This is a genomic window from Sporosarcina thermotolerans (genome assembly GCF_042658975.1).
Classification (GTDB): Bacteria; Bacillota; Bacilli; order Bacillales_A; family Planococcaceae; genus Sporosarcina; species Sporosarcina thermotolerans.
Genome location: NZ_JBHSRM010000015.1, coordinates 1 through 20394 on the forward strand (window position 1 = coordinate 1; position 20394 = coordinate 20394).

General features: G+C 41.5%; 21 protein-coding genes. 5 read left to right on the forward strand and 16 right to left on the reverse strand.

Annotation, left to right across the window (positions count from 1 at the left end; all coding sequences use genetic code 11):
- Positions 1-371: 371 nt before the first annotated feature.
- The gene (locus ACFPZG_RS13030; protein ID WP_317940937.1) at positions 372-1238 is read right to left on the reverse strand and encodes a nucleotidyltransferase-like protein; all 867 of its coding nucleotides are present in this window, start codon (positions 1236-1238) and stop codon (positions 372-374) included.
- A gap of 159 nt (positions 1239-1397) precedes the next feature.
- Here ACFPZG_RS13030 and ACFPZG_RS13035 point away from each other — a divergent pair, with 159 nt between their 5' ends.
- Positions 1398-1766, forward strand: coding sequence for a YgzB family protein (locus ACFPZG_RS13035; protein ID WP_283734089.1), 369 nt, complete (start codon positions 1398-1400; stop codon positions 1764-1766).
- Between the two features lie 61 nt (positions 1767-1827).
- Here the strand turns inward: ACFPZG_RS13035 and perR are convergent, their stop codons facing one another.
- From perR to bcp, 3 genes are all read right to left on the reverse strand, one after another.
- Positions 1828-2253 carry a peroxide-responsive transcriptional repressor PerR gene (gene perR / locus ACFPZG_RS13040; protein ID WP_283734088.1) on the reverse strand — a complete coding sequence of 142 codons (426 nt, stop codon included), beginning with the start codon at positions 2251-2253 and terminating at the stop codon, positions 1828-1830.
- Between the two features lie 123 nt (positions 2254-2376).
- Positions 2377-3321: a D-2-hydroxyacid dehydrogenase gene (locus tag ACFPZG_RS13045; protein WP_283734588.1), complete on the reverse strand. Its 945-nt coding sequence runs from the start codon at positions 3319-3321 to the stop codon at positions 2377-2379.
- Between the two features lie 19 nt (positions 3322-3340).
- Positions 3341-3817 (reverse strand): thioredoxin-dependent thiol peroxidase, encoded by a 477-nt coding sequence (gene bcp, locus ACFPZG_RS13050; RefSeq protein WP_283734087.1) that lies wholly within the window; start codon positions 3815-3817, stop codon positions 3341-3343.
- A 127-nt stretch (positions 3818-3944) separates the two neighbouring features.
- Between bcp and ACFPZG_RS13055 the strand changes: the two genes are divergently transcribed.
- A complete protein-coding gene (locus ACFPZG_RS13055; RefSeq protein WP_283734086.1) occupies positions 3945-5249 on the forward strand; it encodes a glutamate-1-semialdehyde 2,1-aminomutase in 1305 nt (434 codons plus the stop codon).
- Between the two features lie 73 nt (positions 5250-5322).
- Entirely contained in the window at positions 5323-6405 is a 1083-nt protein-coding gene (locus ACFPZG_RS13060; RefSeq protein WP_283734085.1) for an FUSC family protein, read from the forward strand.
- A gap of 36 nt (positions 6406-6441) precedes the next feature.
- Here the strand turns inward: ACFPZG_RS13060 and nikC are convergent, their stop codons facing one another.
- From nikC to mutY, 9 genes are all read right to left on the reverse strand, one after another.
- The gene (gene nikC / locus ACFPZG_RS13065; RefSeq protein ID WP_317940939.1) at positions 6442-7338 is read right to left on the reverse strand and encodes a nickel transporter permease; all 897 of its coding nucleotides are present in this window, start codon (positions 7336-7338) and stop codon (positions 6442-6444) included.
- A gap of 17 nt (positions 7339-7355) precedes the next feature.
- Positions 7356-8360 carry an ABC transporter permease gene (locus ACFPZG_RS13070; RefSeq protein WP_283734084.1) on the reverse strand — a complete coding sequence of 335 codons (1005 nt, stop codon included), beginning with the start codon at positions 8358-8360 and terminating at the stop codon, positions 7356-7358.
- A 111-nt stretch (positions 8361-8471) separates the two neighbouring features.
- A complete protein-coding gene (locus tag ACFPZG_RS13075) occupies positions 8472-10052 on the reverse strand; it encodes an ABC transporter substrate-binding protein (protein ID WP_283734083.1) in 1581 nt (526 codons plus the stop codon).
- Positions 10049-11062: an ABC transporter ATP-binding protein gene (locus ACFPZG_RS13080; RefSeq protein WP_317940940.1), complete on the reverse strand. Its 1014-nt coding sequence runs from the start codon at positions 11060-11062 to the stop codon at positions 10049-10051. Before ACFPZG_RS13080 ends, ACFPZG_RS13075 begins: the two co-directional genes overlap by 4 nt.
- Complete coding sequence (locus ACFPZG_RS13085) at positions 11034-12056, reverse strand: ABC transporter ATP-binding protein (RefSeq protein ID WP_317940941.1); 1023 nt, start codon at positions 12054-12056, stop codon at positions 11034-11036. Before ACFPZG_RS13085 ends, ACFPZG_RS13080 begins: the two co-directional genes overlap by 29 nt.
- A gap of 142 nt (positions 12057-12198) precedes the next feature.
- Positions 12199-13944, reverse strand: a complete 1746-nt coding sequence (locus ACFPZG_RS13090) for an ABC transporter ATP-binding protein (protein ID WP_317940942.1) — start codon at positions 13942-13944, stop codon at positions 12199-12201.
- Between the two features lie 63 nt (positions 13945-14007).
- Complete coding sequence (gene ntdP / locus ACFPZG_RS13095; RefSeq protein WP_283734082.1) at positions 14008-14556, reverse strand: nucleoside tri-diphosphate phosphatase; 549 nt, start codon at positions 14554-14556, stop codon at positions 14008-14010.
- A gap of 157 nt (positions 14557-14713) precedes the next feature.
- Positions 14714-14914, reverse strand: coding sequence for a gamma-type small acid-soluble spore protein (locus ACFPZG_RS13100; protein WP_283734081.1), 201 nt, complete (start codon positions 14912-14914; stop codon positions 14714-14716).
- A 36-nt stretch (positions 14915-14950) separates the two neighbouring features.
- Entirely contained in the window at positions 14951-16033 is a 1083-nt protein-coding gene (mutY, locus tag ACFPZG_RS13105) for an A/G-specific adenine glycosylase (protein WP_381427562.1), read from the reverse strand.
- Between the two features lie 101 nt (positions 16034-16134).
- On the opposite strand from mutY, the gene ACFPZG_RS13110 reads away from it, so the two are divergent.
- The gene (locus ACFPZG_RS13110) at positions 16135-17118 is read left to right on the forward strand and encodes a metal-dependent hydrolase (protein WP_317940944.1); all 984 of its coding nucleotides are present in this window, start codon (positions 16135-16137) and stop codon (positions 17116-17118) included.
- A gap of 32 nt (positions 17119-17150) precedes the next feature.
- Here the strand turns inward: ACFPZG_RS13110 and ACFPZG_RS13115 are convergent, their stop codons facing one another.
- A complete protein-coding gene (locus ACFPZG_RS13115; RefSeq protein ID WP_283734080.1) occupies positions 17151-17483 on the reverse strand; it encodes a YfhH family protein in 333 nt (110 codons plus the stop codon).
- The gene (gene recX, locus ACFPZG_RS13120) at positions 17470-18285 is read right to left on the reverse strand and encodes a recombination regulator RecX (protein WP_317940945.1); all 816 of its coding nucleotides are present in this window, start codon (positions 18283-18285) and stop codon (positions 17470-17472) included. Before recX ends, ACFPZG_RS13115 begins: the two co-directional genes overlap by 14 nt.
- 94 nt (positions 18286-18379) lie before the next feature.
- Between recX and ACFPZG_RS13125 the strand changes: the two genes are divergently transcribed.
- On the forward strand, positions 18380-19183 hold the full coding sequence (locus ACFPZG_RS13125; protein ID WP_283734079.1) for a polysaccharide deacetylase family protein: 804 nt from the start codon (positions 18380-18382) through the stop codon (positions 19181-19183).
- 15 nt (positions 19184-19198) lie between these two features.
- Here ACFPZG_RS13125 and ACFPZG_RS13130 read toward each other — a convergent pair whose 3' ends face one another.
- Positions 19199-20374 carry an MFS transporter gene (locus tag ACFPZG_RS13130; protein WP_283734078.1) on the reverse strand — a complete coding sequence of 392 codons (1176 nt, stop codon included), beginning with the start codon at positions 20372-20374 and terminating at the stop codon, positions 19199-19201.
- Positions 20375-20394: the final 20 nt, after the last annotated feature.

The following is a 20394-nucleotide window of genomic DNA, read 5'->3' on the forward strand; positions in this document are numbered from 1 at the left end:
CAGCGTTCGTCCTGAGCCAGGATCAAACTCTCCATAAAAGAGAAATTCGAATAGCTCGAGTTTCTTGCTGACTTCGAATCCGAAGATTCGTTTTGTTCTTTTCACCGACAGGGTCGGCTTCAGAACTTTATTTGTTAACGTTTTGCTGTTCAGTTTTCAAGGTTCATTTGTTTGCAGCTCCGTTAGAAGCAACTCTTATATAATATCACGCTGTGGTTAGAGTGTCAAACACTTTTTTAAAATAGTTTTTCAAGCCTTTTCGAAGCTTGGTAACTAACTCCCTCAGCGACGATTACTATAATAGCATGGGCTGATTTCGTATGTCAACATCAAAAATGCAAAAGGACGAATAAATCGTCCTCAGCCATTGATTAGTACCCTACACTGTAATCTCTATGGAAGACATACTCATTTTTCGAATCACTTTCCACTATCTTAATAAACCCTTTTTCAATCAAAAATTCAATCAACACTTCAAGATTAATCGAATACATACGTAACTCCTCGTGTTCGTGAAGTTCCTGTATGGTCCATGTTTCCTTCTCCGACATGACATCCATAATATGTCGCGCACCATCCAGTGTCCGATTATGAATAAAGAATTCACTTGCAAGGAAAAGGAGTTCAAGTCTCTTCTCAATAGGTTCCTCACTCATGATTAGTTCCTCATATAGTTTATAAATTGCAGGATCAATCTTTTTCACTTGGGTCCATACGGTGACCTCGGGTGCATAACCCTTTTCAATCACAGTCAGTCTCGCGAGATGATGAAGAGATTGGATTGCATAATGATAAGCATCCATATAGTTCAGTTGTTCGAAAAACATTTTCCCTTCCATATAGACCCTGACTAACCGTGAAAGCTCAATCCCCATTTTCAATTTCCGTCCATAAAACGGATACTCCCTTAACTCTTTTTTCAACCCTTCTACAAACTCATTGCGGTCAAAGAAGATTTTTCCGTAGAAAAGCCAGTCGACCACTTTTCGTCTCGTCCCTAATAGAAGCCATTTCCTCAGTTGCTTTTCACTGATAACATGCATTGCCGCTTTTCCGCTTCCATCTGAATAGTGTTTTGTATATATAGGAGTTTCTTCATTCGAAGTTATGATTAACATGATTTCATCAAATGTGTCTGTTATCGGATCCCCCGTGCCTCTTTTTTCAACAAGAATAACACCTAATGTTTCGGGTGAGCTTGCGCGTTCCTGATAAATTGGTCTAAGAACTTGTTCCATATTGACACCTCCACACCTATTTCTTCGACAGTACTTCCACAAAACCCTTCAACAAAATATGATGTATATCGATTTTATGCTATATTGATTGAGGAACGTTTTGCGTTTCTTACTTTATACGTTTCAGTTAATAATATCTACACTTAAGGAGGATTACGATTGAAACCTTATAAGAATAAAATAAACCGAATCCGTTCATTTGCGCTATCCCTAATTTTCCTTGGGGTTATCATAATGTACCTCGGGATTTTCTTCAGACAGAATGAAATCATCATGCTGATTTTCATGGTTCTTGGACTTCTTTCTATTATCGGCAGTACAATTGTTTACGCTTGGATCGGTACTTTGTCAACGAGGGCCGTTCAAATCATTTGTCCGAATTGCGGCAAGGCAACTAAAATGCTTGGTAGAGTTGATATGTGCGGACATTGTAGAGAACCATTAACTTTGGATCCTTCGCTGGAAGGTAAGGAATTTGACGAATCTTATAACCGCCCAACTAAAAACAAGAATTCAGTAAACAAATAAAAAAAACCGGTTCCCCGACAATATCGGAACCGGTTTTTCTGTTTTTATATCCACTGTACAGTTAAGATGCACATTCAGGACATGTACCATATACTTCGAGTCGGTGGGAATTCACTTTGAATCCTGTAACATGGGAAGCAAGGTGTTCAACTTCCTCCAAGCCAGGATGATGAAAATCGACGATTCGTCCGCAGACGTCACAAATGATATGGTAATGATCATGTGTTACAAAATCGAAACGGCTTGATGAATCACCGTAAGTAAGTTCCTTAACAAGCCCTGCATTACGGAAAACCCGTAGATTATTATAAACAGTCGCGACACTCATATTCGGGAAATCAGCTTCAAGTGCTTTATATATTTCATCTGCTGTAGGATGCGTCTCAGAAGAAATAAGAAATTCTAAAATAGCATGCCTTTGTGGTGTAATCCGAACACCACTTTCCTTCAATGTGACAAGCGCGTCTTTCAAGAATACTTCAGACATCGCCAACACTCCAATCCATAAAGATTACTTATTTATAATCATTATAATTAGTTTACTGAAGAAGATGCTGTTTTGTCAATAAATACAATGCGCACTTTCAACTAAAGTGATCATTTTCTCACTTTAATACCCTTTTTTCGGGTCGACTAAATTTACTAACTCTCCATCACCGTTTTGCCACTTCTCCAGGTTTTCTATAAAAAATTCCAATGCTCTTTCAATATACTTCCCGGAATGGCTGGATACATGCGGGGAAATCGACACATTCGATAAATTCCAGAGTTCGCTATCAACTAATATAGGCTCTTTTTCAAAAACGTCTAAAACGGCATGACCTATTTCGCCATTTTTCAACGCGTCAACTAAAATTGACTCCTTCACCAAATCTCCTCTTCCAAAATTCATGAATGTTGCTGTCGGTTTCATCGCCTTGAAATACCTTTCATCTAATAGGCCTTTTGTTTCTGCAGTGCTTGGTAAAATTGAGATGACATAATCGGCGTCCGGTAATCTATCTATAAGATTATCGAACTGAATTGTTTCATCCATGCTTTCTGCTGGTCTGCCAGACTGGTTGCAACCGATTGTCCGTACACCGAATGCTTGGAGCAGGCGTCCGATTTCCGAACCTATCGCACCTGGACCAAGGATGATTGCTGTTGATCCCCGCAACTCTGTCTGTTTGACTCTTGTATTCCATTCTTTCCTCTTTTGCTGGTCATATAATGAAGGTAAAGCTCTTGTTAGTGATAAAATATGCCCGATCACTGATTCAGCCATAGGGGTTTTATGAATCCCACGGACGTTACTGATGACAATTCCTCTCTCAGCAATTTCAGATAGAGGCATCTTTTCCACTCCAGCTGAAGCTACCATTAACCATTTAAGGGATGTCGCCTTCTCAAGCACACTAGTATTGATATCCTCCCCGTATGTAACAATTACTTCGAATTTATCAATTGGGGATTCATCGAGTTCTTTATTATATTCAAAATGAACTTCCGGAAACCTTGACTGCAAGTTTTTTAGTTGCTCATCTTTAATTTTAAAAGTGAATAATACATTCATCATTCCCACCGCCATTTCCTTATGCTTTCGTCAACTGTTCCAAAGTTGCAAACGCTTCTTCAATATGACCCGCCACTTTCACTTTCCGCCATTCCTTGACAACTGTACCTGTCGGATCGATCAGGAAAGTAGAACGCTCAATGCCCATGTATTCTTTGCCGAACATTTTCTTCAATTTCCAGACGCCGTATTTCTCCGCCACTTCATGCTTTTCATCGACTAATAAGGAAAACGGAAGACCTTGTTTTTCGATGAATCGCTGATGAGATGCTTCATTATCAGGACTCACTCCCAATATGACCGCATTCAAATTGCTGAAGTCTTGATAAGCATCTCTAAAATCACATGCCTGTGTTGTACAACCTGGTGTGGCGTCTTTCGGATAGAAATAAAGAATTACATATTTCTTCCCTTCGAAATCACTTAAAGAAACTTTTTCGCCTTTTTCATTTGGTAATGTGAATTGTGGTGCTTGCAACCCTTCTAACTTTTCCATGTACAATCCCTCCCTATTACTTTACTACATCGTACCGGACTGCCGGCCCGGTTTCAATTTCTTTGGCGTATCGGCGTTATTTTGTTTAAAATAGGAAATGTACGTGATTTGAACGGAGGAATTGTAAATGAAAAGAACGAAGTCAGAACAAATCTATCAAGAAGCTTGCGAACATATCGTAGGAGGGGTAAACAGCCCTTCCCGTAGCTATAAAGCAGTTGGTGGTGGAGCACCTACAGTTATGGAGCGTGCACAAGGTGCCTATTTTTGGGATGTCGATGGCAATAAATATATCGATTATTTGGGGGCTTATGGACCGATCATTACGGGACACGCTCATCCCCATATCACAGAAGCCATTACAAAAGCTGCTACTACAGGGGTTCTATATGGAACACCGACACCACATGAAGTGAAATTCGCAAAAATGCTTAAGGAAGCAATCCCTACTATGGACAAAGTACGCTTCGTCAATTCAGGGACCGAAGCGGTCATGACGACAATCCGTGTTGCGAGAGCTTATACTAATAGAACAAAGGTGATGAAGTTTGCAGGTTGCTACCATGGGCATTCGGATCTTGTTTTAGTAGCGGCCGGTTCAGGTCCCGCTACACTCGGGACTCCCGATTCAGCAGGTGTTCCAGCATCTATTGCACAAGAAGTGATTACAATCCCATTTAATGATCCAGAAGGTTACAAACAGGCTATGGATAAATGGGGTGACCAATTGGCTTGTATTTTAGTCGAGCCGATTGTCGGTAATTTCGGTATCGTCGAACCAAATGAAGGATTCCTTGAATTGGTCCATGAAATCGCAAATGAAAAAGGTGCGCTCATTATTTATGATGAAGTGATTACCGCTTTCCGTTTCCACTATGGCGCTGCTCAAACAATGTTAGGCACGACTCCCGATTTAACTGCATTCGGAAAAATTATCGGCGGCGGTTTACCAATTGGGGCTTACGGCGGAAGAAAAGAAATTATGGATACAGTTGCCCCGCTCGGCCCTGCGTACCAAGCCGGAACAATGGCCGGTAACCCTGCTTCTATGCTATCAGGTATTGCTTGCTTGGAAGTATTGCAGCAACCCGGCATTTATGAAGAGATGGACCGTTTAGGTGGATTGCTCGAGGAAGGTATCCTTCAATCCGCAGAAAAACACGGCATCACAATGACGATTAACCGTCTTGGTGGCGCATTAACATTGTTCTTCACAGATGTGAAAGTAGAAAATTATGAGCAGGCTGAACAGACGGATGGTGAAATCTTCGGTAAGTTTTTCAAATTGATGTTGGAAAAAGGCATAAATCTTGCCCCTTCAAAATATGAAGCTTGGTTTCTAACAATCGCGCATAATGAGGATGACGTGAATCATACATTAGATGCGGTTGATGAATCTTTTAAAGAGCTCAAACGTCTATTAAACAGTTGACCAATTTGAACAGTTAAGGTAAAGTCGCGGGAAATGTGTAACATATTATTTTTCTATAAGAAAGGATAATCCCATGAAACTTGGTGCCCGCATCTTTAAAACGGGTATTGCAATCGTTTTTGCATTGTTTATCGCAGATGTACTGAGTTTACCGAATCCTGTTTTCGCTGGGATTGCGGCCATCTTCGCGATTCAGCCTACCATTTATCGTTCTTATTTGACGATAGTAGAGCAAATACAAGGTAATCTTATCGGAGCGATTACAGCAGTCATTTTTGTATTAGTGTTTGGACATCAAATCGTGACTGTCGGTTTTGCCGCTGTCATCATTATATTGGTGATGTTAAAATTAGGGCTCGAAAAATCAGTTTCACTTGCGCTTGTGACGATGATTGCAATTATGGAGATCAAAGGAGATGCTTTCCTCTCTTTTGCAACCCTTCGATTTGTAACAATCGTCATCGGAGTCCTATCAGCATTTATCGTAAACTTGCTTTTCATGCCTCCCAAATACGAAACGAAATTATTCCAGGCGATTCATCAGGCACAAGACGAAATTATCCGATGGATCCGTCTTGCAGGGAGGCAGGCTTCCGAGCATGTTGCGACTAAGAAATCTTTGGATAAGTTGAAGGAGCGCCTTACAAACGTTAATCAGCTTTATACTTTATTCAAAGAGGAACGAAGCTATTTTAAGAGAAATACGATGGTGAAAGCTCGAAAACTTGTCATTTACAGACAAATGATTGCCGCTTCAGAGAGCAGTCACGAAGTACTTTTCCGACTTCATAAATTTGAAAATGAATTGCTGAACCTTCCAGAGCATTTCCGAATGATGATACAGGAACGACTCGATTCCCTACTAACGTATCATGAGCAAATCCATTTGAAATTTGTAGGTAAGTTAAAATCCGGGAAATTGACAGAGAGCTTAAACGAGGACTATATACAGCGTCAAGAAGTGATGGACATTTTTGCAAAAGAAATTGCCCTTACAAAGGAAGAAGAGGAATTTTCCGCATACCACCTCCTGCATGTGCTGTCCGCATTGTTGAATTATGATGAACAACTTGAGCATCTCGATCGCTTAATCGTCTCCAATCAACGCAGGCACGGACATGAGCTGAGCAATGAGCTTCGCGAAGAAATATTTTAAACCTCCTTGGGTCCAAGTGGCCCAAGGAGGTTTTTTTTAACTTTTCATCTTCGGATCAAGTGCATCACGCAAGCCGTCCCCCATTAGGTTAAAACCTAAAACAGTTAACATGATGGAAAGCCCCGGGAAAATCATTGTCCATGGAGCAGATTGCAAATATGCTTTTGAATCCGCCAACATTTTTCCCCATTCCGGTTGAGGCGCCTGGGCGCCTAAGCCAAGAAAACCTAAAGCCGCAGCTTCGAGAATGGCGGTTGCCACTGCAAGTGTTCCTTGAACAATGACAGGAGCCATGGAATTGGGTAGAATATGCGAATATAAAATTCGGGCATCTTTCATCCCAATCGCTTTTGCTGCCATAATATACTCGTCCTCTTTAATGCTAAGCACTTTAGATCGTATCAACCTTCCGAAATTCGGAACGTTAATAATGGCAATGGCTATCAATGCATTTTCAAGCCCGGGTCCTAATACCGAAACAATTGCGATGGCTAACAGGATCGAAGGGAAGGCAAGCATAATATCAAAGACCCTGGATATGATTGTATCTGTCCATCTGCCATAATACCCCGCTACGATTCCCAAAAAGCTGCCTACGATAACCGATGCAATAACGGATAAAAATCCAACCGAAAGCGATATCCTTGAACCATGGATGATGCGGGACAAAATATCCCTTCCAAAGTCATCTGTTCCGAGCCAGTATTCTGAGGATGGCGGCTGAAATCTGTCCGGTGCGAACTGTTCATTAATGCCCTCTTTTGCGATAAGGGGACCAAACAGAGCTAACAATATGAAAAATATGATGATGATCATACCAGCAACAGCCGATTTACTCTTTCTGAAGCTTCTCCATGCCTCTCGCCACGGGCCATTCGTCTTTTCTTTTTCATCTTCAATGATTCCGTCCAGTTTAGGCGTTTTTCCAGACATCCCGCAATCCCCCTCGCTTAGTCATATTTAATCCTTGAATCGATCAGGCCGTATAATAAATCGACGACCAAGTTAATCATGACAAATATAAAGGCGATTACGAGAATGCTCGATTGAATTACCGGGTAATCCCTGAAGTTAATGGCGTCATAAATGTACCTTCCAATGCCCGGCCAAGCAAAAATCGTCTCAGTCAAAATGGCACCGCCAAGCAACATGCCCATTTGGAGCCCGATAACCGTCAAAACCGGAATAACAGCATTTTTAAACGCATGTTTATAAACTACCCAAAACATTTTTTGCCCTTTCGCCCTTGCTGTCCGAATATAATCGGAGCGCATCACTTCCAGCATACTGGAACGGGTCATTCTTGCAATGATCGCCATGGGTATAGTGGCTAATGCAACTCCTGGTAGGATAAGATGCCTCATGACTTGCCACAATTGATCGAACCTCCCTTGTATCATCGTATCTATGATATAGAGATTCGTAATTGCGTGGACAGGATCCCTCACCTGCTCTCTTCCAGTCGTCGGTAGCCAGGAAAATTCAATCGCAAACACCCATTGACCTAATAACCCTAACCAAAAAATTGGCATCGACACACCGACAAGCGCCAAAATCATAGCTATGTAGTCAAACCATGAATTTTGGAACCAAGCTGAAATGATACCAGCATTTATGCCAATAATGATAGCTATAATAATTGCAAAGAATGCGAGTTCTATCGTCGCAGCCAAATGTGGCCATATTTCGTCTGCAACCGGTAGGCGTGTCCGCATGGATTCCCCAAGGTCACCTTGCAAAATACCACCCAAGTACTTAAAAAATTGCGTATACCATGGTTGATCCAACCCTAATTTCGCATTCATAGTGGCAATCGCTTCAGCTGTTGCTTGCTGACCTAAAATGAGCTGGGCAGGATTTCCGGGTATAGCCCGAATCATCATGAAAACAATGAAGACCATACCAAGTAACACGGGTACAAGCTGCATGATCCTTCTTCCAATGTAGCTAAGCATCACCTTCACCTCGTAAGCACAAAGTATCTTTCGTAGTCCCAATATCTAAAAAGGAGGAAATCTATTGATCTCCCCCTTTTTTGACTCATTCAGAAGTGGAGAGTGAATTCATCACTTAAATTCGACATTTGATAATAAATCAGAGCCAGTTGGGTGCGGTAAGAAGCCCGTCAATCCTTTCTTGGCAGCTAACAATGGTGTCGAGTGGGCAAGTGGAACCCAAGGTGCTTCGTCGTGAATAATAACTTGAGCTTTCTTATAAAGCTCGACTCGCTTATCTTCGTCTACCTCTGTTTGTGCTTCGATGAACAAATCATGCATTTTGGTATTTTTGAAATAAGTGTAGTTGTTGCTGCCAATATTATCTTCATCCAATAAAACATATAGGAAGTTATCAGCATCCCCGTTATCACCCGTCCAACCTAACATGAACGCATCCGCTTCCCCTTTACTTGCCTTGTCTAAATAAGTTCCCCATTCATACGACACGATTTTTGCTTTAATACCGATATCAGCCAAATTGCTTTGGATGACCTCAGCAACCTTCGCTCCATCTGGCATATATGGGCGCGGAACAGGCATTGCCCAAAGTTCCATTTCAAATCCGTCCGGATATCCAGCTTTTGCCAATAATTCCTTCGCTTTTTCAGGGTTGTATTCATACGGTTCAATGTCGTCGTTATAACCTGAGATAGATGGTGGCATTGGATTTTTCGCTGCGTTCGCTTGCCCTTCGAAGAACGAATTAATAATCGTTTCCTTATCAATTGCATGGTTCAACGCCTGACGGACTTCTTTTTTATCGAAAGGAGGGCGTGTTACCGTTAAACCAAGATAACCGACGTTCATGGATGGGCGTTTAATCAGTTGGAGTTTGTCATCCCCTTCGATTTTCTCAGCATCAGATGGATTAATCCCATCCGCAAGATCAATTTCCCCGGCAATCAATGCATTCAGCCTTGCAGAGTTATCCGGAATTGATCTGAATACGACTTTGTTCAACTTTGGTAACCCTTTCTGCCAATACCCATCGAATTTTTGAATTGTAATGGACTCATTCGCTTTCCATTCAACAAATTCGAAAGGACCTGTACCGACTGGATTTCTTTCGAATTGATCATCACCTTTTTCAAATGCAGTAGGGCTTGCAATTGCGAACATGCTCATCGCGATGTTTTTCAAGAAAGGTGCTTGTGGACGTTTCAATTTGATGATGACAGTGTACTCTCCGTCTGCCGTAACAGATTCAATTACATGTCCTTCATCACCTTTGAAACCGCCAAACATCGAGTTGTAATAAGGGAATTTATCCGCATCCCCGTTAGCCCAACGCTCGAAGTTTGCAACTACTGCATCGGCGTTGAAATCAGTTCCGTCATGGAACTTTACGCCTTCCTCCAAATTGAATGTGTACGTTAAGCCGTCATCCGTATTCCATTCCTTGGCAAGTCCAGGTTGAATTGTTGTGTCTTGCTCTCCAAAGTTCAATAATGTCTCAAATAGATTTACTGTAACTTTGAATGTTTCACCTTCAGTCACCCTTGACGGATCCAGTGAAGTGGAGTCACCACCACGACCGAAGACTAATGTATCCTCCTTACTGCTGGAACTTCCCTTTCCGCAGGCGGCAAGTGCAGTTGACAGGACCAACAGTAACATCAGAGCAACTGACCATATTCTCTTTCTACTCATAGAGACCCCTCCATTTGTTTTATATCATTGTCAACCTTACTATCGTAAAGATGGCAGGCGACAGAATGACCTAAAGATTGTTCATTGAGCTGTGGTGTGACTTTTGTACAACTATCCATTTTAAAAGGGCAGCGTGTATGGAATGTGCAACCAGTGGGTGGGTCGGCAGGACTCGGGATATCACCTTCTATGATGATCTGTTCTTTCTGAAAATCCGGGTCCGGCACGGGAACAGCCGAAAGTAAGGCTCGCGTATAAGGGTGTAAAGGCCTTTCGTAAAGCTGTTCACTTTCTGCAATTTCAACAATCTTCCCTAAATACATTACGGCGACGCGGTCACTAATATGCCGCACTACCCCAAGATCATGAGCGATAAAAATATAGGTAAGGTTGAAGTCTTTTTGTAAGTCTTGCATGAGATTCAGCACCTGCGCTTGAATGGAAACGTCCAAGGCAGAGACTGGTTCATCCGCGATTATCAATTTTGGATTTGTCATCAGTGCACGCGCAATTCCAATGCGTTGTCTTTGACCGCCACTGAACTGATGTGGATAGCGCTTTGCGTGATATTCATTCAACCCCACAACTTCCAAGAATTCTTTCACTTTCTTTTTTCTCTCTATTTGGTCCAAAACCCCATGAACAATTAAAGGTTCCTCCAGTATTTTCCCTATCGTATGTCGTGGATTCAAAGAAGCATATGGGTCTTGGAAAACCATCTGTATGTCACGACGGGTAATCCTCATCTCTTCTTGTGTTAAAGACGTCAATTCTTTACCGTCGAATTCAACTACTCCCTCAGTCGGCTCTAACAAGCGCATTAGCAAGCGTCCTGTCGTCGATTTCCCGCAGCCGCTTTCACCGACAATACCAAGCGTCTCTCCTTCATTCACATGAAATGATAGATCATCGACGGCCTTTACGAAGCCTACGGTCCTTCCAAATAATCCTTTTTTCAACGGGAAGTATTTCTTCAGATTTTCAACTTTCAATAATGGCTTTGTGCTCATCCACAGTCACCCTTTCCTCGTCGTATAAGAAACATCGGGTTTGATGAACATCTGCAGTGCTGTACAGTTCAGGGTTTTCATGCAAGCATCGATCAAATGCAAATTCACAACGTGCGGCAAATCTGCAACCGCTTTTTATGGAGCCAGGCTTCGGGACATTTCCGGGAATGGAGTGTAGCCGGTCCTTTTTAAATCGCATATCGGGTACGGACTGAATCAGCCCCTTCGTATAAGGATGCTGTGGGTTTTCAAAAATGAGCTTAGTCGGCGCCTCTTCAATTATTTGTCCCGCGTACATGACGATGACCCTCTCGCAAGTTTCCGCTACAACGCCTAAATCATGTGTGATTAACAAAATGGCAGTCCCTAAACGGACATTCAATTCTTTCATCAGTTTCAATATTTGCGCCTGAATTGTCACGTCAAGCGCGGTTGTCGGCTCATCAGCTATTAGTATTTTAGGATTGCAAACGAGTGCCATCGCAATCATCACCCTTTGCCGCATTCCTCCGGATAACTGATGGGGGTACTCTTTCATTAGTCCATCTGCACGGGGCAAGCCTACAAGCTTTAATATCTCGATTGCTCTTTCTTCCGCCTTTTTCTTCGACCAACCTTTTTCGTGGATCAATATCGCTTCGATCATCTGATTGCCGATTGTGAATAAAGGATTGAGTGAAGTCATCGGCTCCTGAAAGATCATCGCAATTTCATTTCCACGAATTTTCCGCATTTCTTTTTCCGATAATCTTGTTAAATTTAGAGAGTCATAAAGGATCTCTCCGCCGACAATTTTTCCGGGCGGACTGGGTATTAGCCCCATGATAGAAAGGGAGGTGACACTTTTCCCACATCCCGATTCTCCAACGATGCCTAAAATCTCGCCATCATGTAGATGAAAATCAATATGATCGACAGCCGGAATCTCTCCGGAATCTGTGAAAAAGGTTGTCTGTAAGTCATTCACAGTAAGAACTCGATTACGATTATTCATCAGATCACCTTTTCGTTTTAATACTTTCTATTAATAGATAGTGTATTGATCTACACGCGAAAAAATGCTCAATAAACCATCAACCTAGGGTTTTAATAAAATAAAAAAGCCACCGAAGTAATCGGTAGCTTTGCTTTATATATCATATTGATTGAACTTGAAACAGATTGTAATAGATGCCTTTTTTATCCATTAGCTCTGAGTGGTTCCCCACTTCTTTTAACTCCCCATGATCAATAACAAAAATCTTATCCGCATGGGTGATTGTTGATAATCTGTGGGCAACGATTAACGTTGTCCGATCACTGGCCAGTCGTTCAAGGGATTCTTGAATTAACGCTTCACTTTCCAAATCCAAAGCGGAAGTTGCTTCGTCAAGAATCAGCAAAGGAGGATTTTTTAGAAATACCCGCGCAATGGCGATCCGCTGCTTCTGTCCGCCAGACAGCTTTACTCCTCGTTCGCCGACTGTTGTATCATACCCTTCCGGCAATGATTCGATGAAATCATGGGCATTTGCCGCTTTAGCGGCAGCAAATACTTCCTCATCAGTCGCATCCGGATTTCCCATTAAAATATTGCTTTTCACAGAATCACTGAAAAGAATGCTATCCTGCAGGACAATCCCGATCTGGTCACGTAACGTTTTCAGTTGGACATCCCGAAGGTCTTGGCCGTCAATTCGAATTGATCCTTCAGTCACATCGTAAAACCGTGGTATTAAACTGACGATTGTAGATTTACCGCCGCCACTCATTCCGACCAGTGCCACAGTCTCCCCTGGTTTAATAGTAAAGTTAACGTCCCGAAGCACCGGATCGTCTTCCTCACTATACGTGAAACTGACATTCTCAAATTGGATTTCTCCACTGATTTGCCGTAATGCTTTTGCACCTTCTTTATTCTTAATATCATATGGCTCTTCCATCAGTTCAAAAACCCGGTCCATAGAAGCGAATGATTGAGTTAATGATGTAGATGCATTCACTAATCGTCTAAGTGGATTATAAAGTCGATCGATGTAGGCGATGAAAGCAACCATTACACCGACTGATAAATCATCGTTAATCACTTGATAACCGGCATATGTAATTACCAATAAAGGAGCAACGTCTGTAATCGTGTTTACAACAGCGAACGCTTTCGCATTCCATCTTGTATGATCCAGTGCCTTATCAAGGAAATTGCCATTCGTTTCATCAAAACGTTTCTGTTCTTTTTCCTCTAATGCGAAGCTTTTAATGACACTAATCCCAGAAACCCTCTCATGTAAATAACTTTGGACATCCGCAAGGGCTTGTGACCGCTTCCTTGTTAAGGTCCTTAGTTTTCCAAAAAAGTGCTTTACACTATAAGCATAAAACGGGAATGCCAATAACGTAACAAGCGTTAGCGGTACATCCATTGATAGCATAATAATTACTGCAATGATGATTGTCGCAAAGTCTAACCAAACATTCATTAACCCGATCATAACAAAGTTCTTCGTCTGCTCAACGTCATTGATAATACGGGAAATGACTTCACCCGCCCGAGTATTGGAGTAAAAACGAAGGCCCAACTTTTGAATGTGGTCATACAGACTTTCACGGATATCGTACAGGATTTTGTTGCTGACATATTGTGCATAATATTGTCGATAATACTCAACAGGCGGTCTAATGATAAAAAATACCAACGCCGTTCCGCCAAGCCATATGAATAGCTGTTTCGTCTTTTCCGCATCGCTCAGCAATTCCGCCCCGATAATATCGTCAATGACGATTTTAATAAGATACGGAATGAATAAAGGAATTGCAAATTTAATGACACCGATTAAAACCGTAAAAAGAATAAGCCAGTTATATGGCTTTACAAACTTAAGATATCGTTTAATACTTTCCCCCAATTTATCTTTCCCCCTAAAAAAGCATTATAAAAAGCCTAACTGCTGTGGAATGCAGACAGGCTTTTATTCTTCACTCTTTTTTACCTGTTTGTAAAACCGATACCTCGAAGTCCAAACTTCAATAAAATCGGGTGCGAATGGTCCTTTGCGCTGTTTTATCCACATAAGCAGCTTATCAAGGTTACGCTTTAAAATTTGATCAATCACTTCCGGGTAATTCATCTTCTTTTTATGCTCCGCATATTCATCTTCATCAAGGATCAGATAAGTCATGTCAGGAAACACCTTTACATCCAAATCATAATCAATGTATTTCAATGAATGATGATCATAGACGAACGGCGAGCTCATATTGACATAATAGTAAACCCCATCTTCACGAAGCATGCAAATTATATTGAACCAATGTTCAGCATGGAAATAGCAGATGGACGGTTCTCTTGTTAACCATGTCCGACCGTCTGCTTCCGTCACAAGCGTTCTTTCATTTGCACCAATCACAATATTACGTGTTCCTTTTAAGACGGTCGTCTCCTGCCAAACGCGGTGAATGTTTCCGTCATGTTTATAACTGTGTACTTGTATCGTTTCTCCTTCTTTAGGTATTGTCATCAGTAAAACCACCTTTAAAATTCGCAAAACTTAATATTCGTATATTATACCAATTGAAGTGATAAAATTGAAACGATTTACCTTAAAACGTAATCACATTTCGAATACAATTTAAAAACCGGCAGCTAAAGCTGCCGGCTTTTGAGATGTAAATCCATTATTTAGACTGATTTTCCGAACCGAAAGCACCACCTGATGTCTTGTTCATTTCTGACTGTTGGTTTTGCTTACGTACTTCGTTCACGTCAGTCTCAGCTCCAAACTCTTCAGCCATGATTTCCTGCTTCACTTTGTTTGCGTTTGTAAATGAAGCTTGTGGCGCTTGTTTACCGAAGTTTTTTTGATTTTTGTTTGGCATGGATTTTTCACCTCCGTGACCAATATGATATGCAAATCAGTTTTTTTTATCCTTTGGTATTTTTTTCTTTAACTCCTCCCAGATTTTTAAAACCGGGACCGCTTTTGGCAATGCTTCCACTTCATCTGTCGAAAAGAAGCGGTATCCAGATAAAGCATTGTCGTTCGCTGTCGCCAAATAACTTTCCACTTCCCAAACGAGATGGGAAAAAACATGTTTGTATTGGATTAAAGATTCAAAGCCTTCGAATTTCATCCCTAAATTCATCTTCAGAAATTCTTCCGGAGATGCCACGCCTGTATTTTCCGCCATAGGAAACTCCCACATATCCGCCAATAAGCCTGTAGATGGCCGTTGCTTCATCAACCATTTTCCTTCAGGATTTCGAATAGCAAAAGCAAAAAGCGGTATCGTTTTTGTTTTCGTCTTTTTACTTTTCACAGGAAGACTTTCCTGTCTTCCTTCGTGAAATGCTTGGCAAAAATCCCGAACTGGACAAAGAAGGCATCTTGGTCGCGGCGTACAAATTGTCGCTCCTAATTCCATCAGACCCTGATTAAATGAGGACGGATCCTTTTCGTCAATCAGTTCCATTACAACTTCCTCAAAAATCTTCCTGTTTCGAGGAATTGCAATATCATCCTCAATAAGAAGAAGGCGTGAAAAAACCCGCATGACATTCCCATCTACTGCATGTTCAGGAACTCCAAATGCAATACTTAAAACAGCACCTGCAGTATAAGGTCCGACACCTTTTAACTTGGATATCTCTTTTCGGTTCCTCGGAATTTCACTTCCATATTCAGCTACGACTTCTTTCACTCCGGATTGCAAATTTTTCACCCGTGAATAATAGCCCAAACCTTCCCACATCTTAAGGACATCCTCTTCCTTTGCATTAGCAAGATCAGATAGTGTTGGGAATTTTTTGATAAACCGTTCATAATACGGGATGACAGTGTCAACACGGGTTTGCTGCAACATCACTTCTGACACCCATATATAATAGGGATTACTTGTCCTTCTCCAAGGCAAATCCCGCTTTTCTCTTTGATACCATGATAGTAATGCTTTTCTAAATTCGTCTTTTCTTTCAAACAGTTGCATGATATCCTCCATATTGCATATGCTTTTCGTTAATGAAAAATAGGGTATATAATGAATAAAGATAGTTAAAACATTCCACATCCATTGTCTAAGCAACGTAAGGGAGTGATTATTTGGATACAGGAACACATATTGTTATGGGTGCCGCCATTTGCGGTTTAACATTGGCAGACCCCGTCGTGGCATCCGATTCAGTTACAATGACAGCGGTTTTTATTGGAGTAGTGTCCGGCTCTTTGATTCCTGACGTAGATACTGTACTTAAATTGAGGAATAATGCAGTTTATATACGAAATCACCGAGGAATTACACATTCAATTCCTGCTGTACTGTTATGGCCGCTTGTCATTTCGATTATTTTGTCTTTCCTTATACCCGGAACCGAATTCTACCATCTATGGGCATGGACGTTTTTAGCCGTGTTTGTCCATGTGTTCGTTGATATTTTTAATGCATATGGTACGCAAGCATTAAGACCTTTTTCAGATCAATGGGTAGCGATCGGAGTCATAAATACGTTCGACCCGATCATATTCGCACTGCATATCGCTGCGCTTGCCGCCTGGATGTTCGGTGCCGAACCGGTTCTTACGTTTGTGATTCTTTATGTTGTGATTTTCTTCTATTATTTACTACGCTTCGCATTGAAGTCAGCAGTAAAGCGTGCTGTCCAAGTAACCATTCCGGATGCTGATGATATATTCATCGCACCGACAATGCATTTTTTCCAATGGAGAGTTGCCGCTTCTAATAAGGAATGTCACTTCGTAGGACGAGCCTATGGACGTTCTGTTAATATTTATGACCGTTTCGAACGTGAAGCGATGCCGAAATCTCCTTATATCGATGCAGCGATGGAAGACCGAAATATACAGGCTTTCGTTTCATTTTCACCAATTTACAGATGGTCCGTCTCCCATGTCGGGGATCTATGCGAAGTAAGGCTTATAGACCTGCGCTACCGAAGCAAAGGCTATTACCCGTTCGTCGCAGTCGCCCATATCAATAACGAAATGGAAGTCATCAATTCATACACCGGTTGGATTTTTTCAGAAGACAAGCTTCTTAAGAAACTTAACTTCGTCCCCAATTCTTAACAAAAGCGAAGGGCGCTCCCCTTCGCTTTTACTTATAATCCCTTTTTCACTGATTGCAGCATCGCAATCGGCAATGCTTCTTCTGCACGTTCTCCACCTAATCGGTATCCCCATGCAAAACGGCCCTTTAAATAATCAACATGGAAAAAGACCCCTTCATCGCCTTCAATTCGATATATTTCCCCTTTGGTGATCGTTTTTGGATCGATCATATAGGATTTCGCCATTAACGCTTTGCGCTGGTAAACAGCAAACTCATTAATCATGCCCATTTGTTCAGCTTTTCGTGCTTTTTCCATGAGACTTCCGATTTCTGAACGTAATTCATGCTCATTCATTTCGCTATACTTTTTACTGTTCTCCATCTTCTTCGTTCTCCTTTTTTTCGATGAATCTCTCAATCCGATCAAGCGGAATCCCTTTTTGATACATCGATTGTTTGACACGATTCTTTAATTCGTATCCGGAATACTTTGAATGATACCTTCGCCACGCCTTTTCACCAACGGAATTGCAAATTGAATCCCATTCATCCTCTTCCCTGCCAAAGTCGATTTCTTCCAACACACTGCTTATCAAACCAAAGGAAAATCCTTTTCGAGCGAGCGCATTCTGGATCTTCTGTTTTAATTGTGATGGTGCAACAGATCTATTTGAGAAGGCTGCTTTTTCAGCCAACTTTTTTGCTACCTTGAATTGTTCCTCTTCTGAATAGTTTCCAAGGACTTGTTCCTGCAGCTCCACTCCAACTCCCTTTTTATGCAACTCCTGTTTAATTGCTTTCGGACCTTGGCTCGATGCATTTTTTTTAGTTTGCAGTAAAGACTCGGAAAATGCTTTATCATCTAAAAAGCCAAGTCTTCTCAGCTTCACAATTGCCTCCATGATAACCGCTTCTCCATACTCAAGATCCAGCAATTTCTTTTTCACTTCAAACTCGCTTCGCATTCTAAACGACAAGAAGTGTAAAGCACGATTAAAGGCCTTTTCAATCTGATCCTCATAAGCAATTTCATCCATCGCAAAATCGTCAAGTTGCATTCCTTTTGTCAATCCGAACTTTACTAAGACCGATTCGTGAACGCTAAATGCATATTTATCATCTATGAATATATTATAACGCTCGGTATCACGCTTTTGTTGTGTTATTTTCGTCAATACAGGCAAGAACGCTCAACCTCCCCGCTTTTATATTAGTATACATGTTCTGATGTATAAAACCGAGGACTACGCACAACCTACGAAAAAAGGAGATGTGAGTATGGTTGAAGAACATGGTCCTGGTATTCTAATGGCCGCATTCATCATTGTCGTCGGGATACTATTTAATCCATTTGCAGCAAAAGCTGAGGAATTCCATTGGGGTTTCAAGAAATCGGTAAACGGAATTCCGCCTGATGCTGGGGCAGCTCTTAATGAAATGCTTGAAAAACACGGGGCTATCTATAAAGGAAAGCCGGATGAAAAAGTTGCCTATTTATCATTTGATAACGGTTACGAGAACGGCTACACAGAAAATATATTAGACACACTAAAAAAAGAAAATGTACCAGCTACCTTTTTCCTGACCGGTCACTATTTAAAAAGTGCCGCCCCACTTGTCCATCGTATGGTGAAAGATGGACATGGAATCGGCAACCACTCATTTGACCATCCAAATATGGCCAACCTTACTGAAGAAAGAATGGAAGAGGAATGGAAGAAATTTGATGAACTACTCTATAAAACGACAGGTGTAAAACGGACCGTTTACGCAAGGCCACCCGAAGGGATTTTCAATGATACTGTTTTAAGAAAGGGAAATGAATTAGGGTATCGTCATATATTTTGGTCCGTCGCATTCATAGATTGGCATGCCAATAAACCACGCGGAAAGGCTTATGCTTATAAAGAGTTGATGAATCAGCTTCACCCGGGTGCTGTTATCCTGATGCATACTGTGTCTCCTGATAACGCCGAGGCACTCCCGGACTTCATACGAGATGCCAAAAAGCAAGGCTATGAATTCCGGACACTCGACGATCTTGTTCTTGAATATGAAAATGTCGATGCAATCCTAAGATGATTAGAGAAGCATCCCTTAAGATGGGATGCTTCTCTTCGGTTTACCGAACAAAGAAACAAGGAATATAAGACCGAATAACACCGAGATGATCAACAGATAGCTGACATTCTGTACAAACTCAAGGAATAGTCCACCCGCAAAAGGCCCAGTCAAGCTACCGATGCTAAAGAAAATTCCACATAACAGATTCCCCGTCGGCAAAAGATCTTTCTGGGTCAAATCCGACATATACGAGATGCCAAGGGAAAAAATTGAACCAACGAATAGTCCTGCGATGAAGATTGTCAGGATTATCAATGGAACTGAATTACCCATCATACTTGCCGACCAAAATGCGACTGCCCCGCCTCCATATGCAATGAGGACAACGGAATGCCTACCGATTCGATCAGACAACATCCCTAGTGGTATTTGTGACACAATGCCACCGATTGAAAATGTCGCAAGGATTATAGAGACCGAAGTGAGTTCCATTCCATTTCGTAAAGCGTATACTGGATACATCGCATTTAAGGAAGATTCCAGGAATCCGTATCCGAATGGACCCAAAAATGCAATCCACGCAACACCAATCGTGATCTTTGCACGTTTCATAAAACTTTCGGTTCCGACATTTCCCTTTAACAATTCAGGTCGATCATTTTTTAATAAGAATACCAACAGCCAGGCAGTCATGCATAGCAGCCCTGAAACGATGAAAGGCAAGCCCTCAAAAATAGTAACAAGTGGGGCAAATAAAGGACCTGCTGCAAATCCAACACTAAACGAAACACCATAGATCGCAATATTCCTACCTAACCTCGCTTGCGTGGAAGTACTCGTTATCCAAGTTTGTGTCGAAAAATGGATAGCATGGTCCCCAATACCAATCAACAACCTTAATATGAACCAAAAGAAAACATTCTTCCACAGCGGGAAAAGAAGCAAAGACGAAAAGACGAGTATCCCACCTAAAATAATGACAGGTTTATATCCATATTTCCGTAGCGGCGCTTCCATAAATGGTGAAATCAGAAGCGTACCTATGTACAACCCTGTTGCATTCAGCCCGTTCAGAGCACTTGATAACCCATCACGCTCAAAGATGGCTGATATAAGTGGCAAGAGCATGCCTTGTGAAAACCCTGATATCGAAACGATGATCACCAATATCCAAAACCTTCGTTGTTCAGGTCTATTTAAAATATTCATTTGTAATACGCTCCTTAAAA

Excerpts from the sequence above, each read along its gene's own strand:
- ACFPZG_RS13115 (WP_283734080.1), bottom strand. The coding sequence starts at position 17,483 with ATGGAGAACAGTAAAAAGTATAGCGAAATGAATGAGCATGAATTACGT.
- ACFPZG_RS13055 (WP_283734086.1), top strand. The coding sequence starts at position 3,945 with ATGAAAAGAACGAAGTCAGAACAAATCTATCAAGAAGCTTGCGAACAT.
- ACFPZG_RS13060 (WP_283734085.1), top strand. The coding sequence starts at position 5,323 with ATGAAACTTGGTGCCCGCATCTTTAAAACGGGTATTGCAATCGTTTTT.
- ACFPZG_RS13125 (WP_283734079.1), top strand. The coding sequence starts at position 18,380 with ATGGTTGAAGAACATGGTCCTGGTATTCTAATGGCCGCATTCATCATT.
- mutY (WP_381427562.1), bottom strand. The coding sequence starts at position 16,033 with ATGGAGGATATCATGCAACTGTTTGAAAGAAAAGACGAATTTAGAAAA.
- ACFPZG_RS13045 (WP_283734588.1), bottom strand. The coding sequence starts at position 3,321 with ATGAATGTATTATTCACTTTTAAAATTAAAGATGAGCAACTAAAAAAC.
- ACFPZG_RS13030 (WP_317940937.1), bottom strand. The coding sequence starts at position 1,238 with ATGGAACAAGTTCTTAGACCAATTTATCAGGAACGCGCAAGCTCACCC.
- nikC (WP_317940939.1), bottom strand. The coding sequence starts at position 7,338 with ATGTCTGGAAAAACGCCTAAACTGGACGGAATCATTGAAGATGAAAAA.
- ACFPZG_RS13085 (WP_317940941.1), bottom strand. The coding sequence starts at position 12,056 with ATGAATAATCGTAATCGAGTTCTTACTGTGAATGACTTACAGACAACC.
- perR (WP_283734088.1), bottom strand. The coding sequence starts at position 2,253 with ATGTCTGAAGTATTCTTGAAAGACGCGCTTGTCACATTGAAGGAAAGT.
- ntdP (WP_283734082.1), bottom strand. The coding sequence starts at position 14,556 with ATGACAATACCTAAAGAAGGAGAAACGATACAAGTACACAGTTATAAA.
- ACFPZG_RS13075 (WP_283734083.1), bottom strand. The coding sequence starts at position 10,052 with ATGAGTAGAAAGAGAATATGGTCAGTTGCTCTGATGTTACTGTTGGTC.
- ACFPZG_RS13130 (WP_283734078.1), bottom strand. The coding sequence starts at position 20,374 with ATGAATATTTTAAATAGACCTGAACAACGAAGGTTTTGGATATTGGTG.
- ACFPZG_RS13100 (WP_283734081.1), bottom strand. The coding sequence starts at position 14,914 with ATGCCAAACAAAAATCAAAAAAACTTCGGTAAACAAGCGCCACAAGCT.
- ACFPZG_RS13080 (WP_317940940.1), bottom strand. The coding sequence starts at position 11,062 with ATGAGCACAAAGCCATTATTGAAAGTTGAAAATCTGAAGAAATACTTC.
- bcp (WP_283734087.1), bottom strand. The coding sequence starts at position 3,817 with ATGGAAAAGTTAGAAGGGTTGCAAGCACCACAATTCACATTACCAAAT.
- ACFPZG_RS13070 (WP_283734084.1), bottom strand. The coding sequence starts at position 8,360 with ATGCTTAGCTACATTGGAAGAAGGATCATGCAGCTTGTACCCGTGTTA.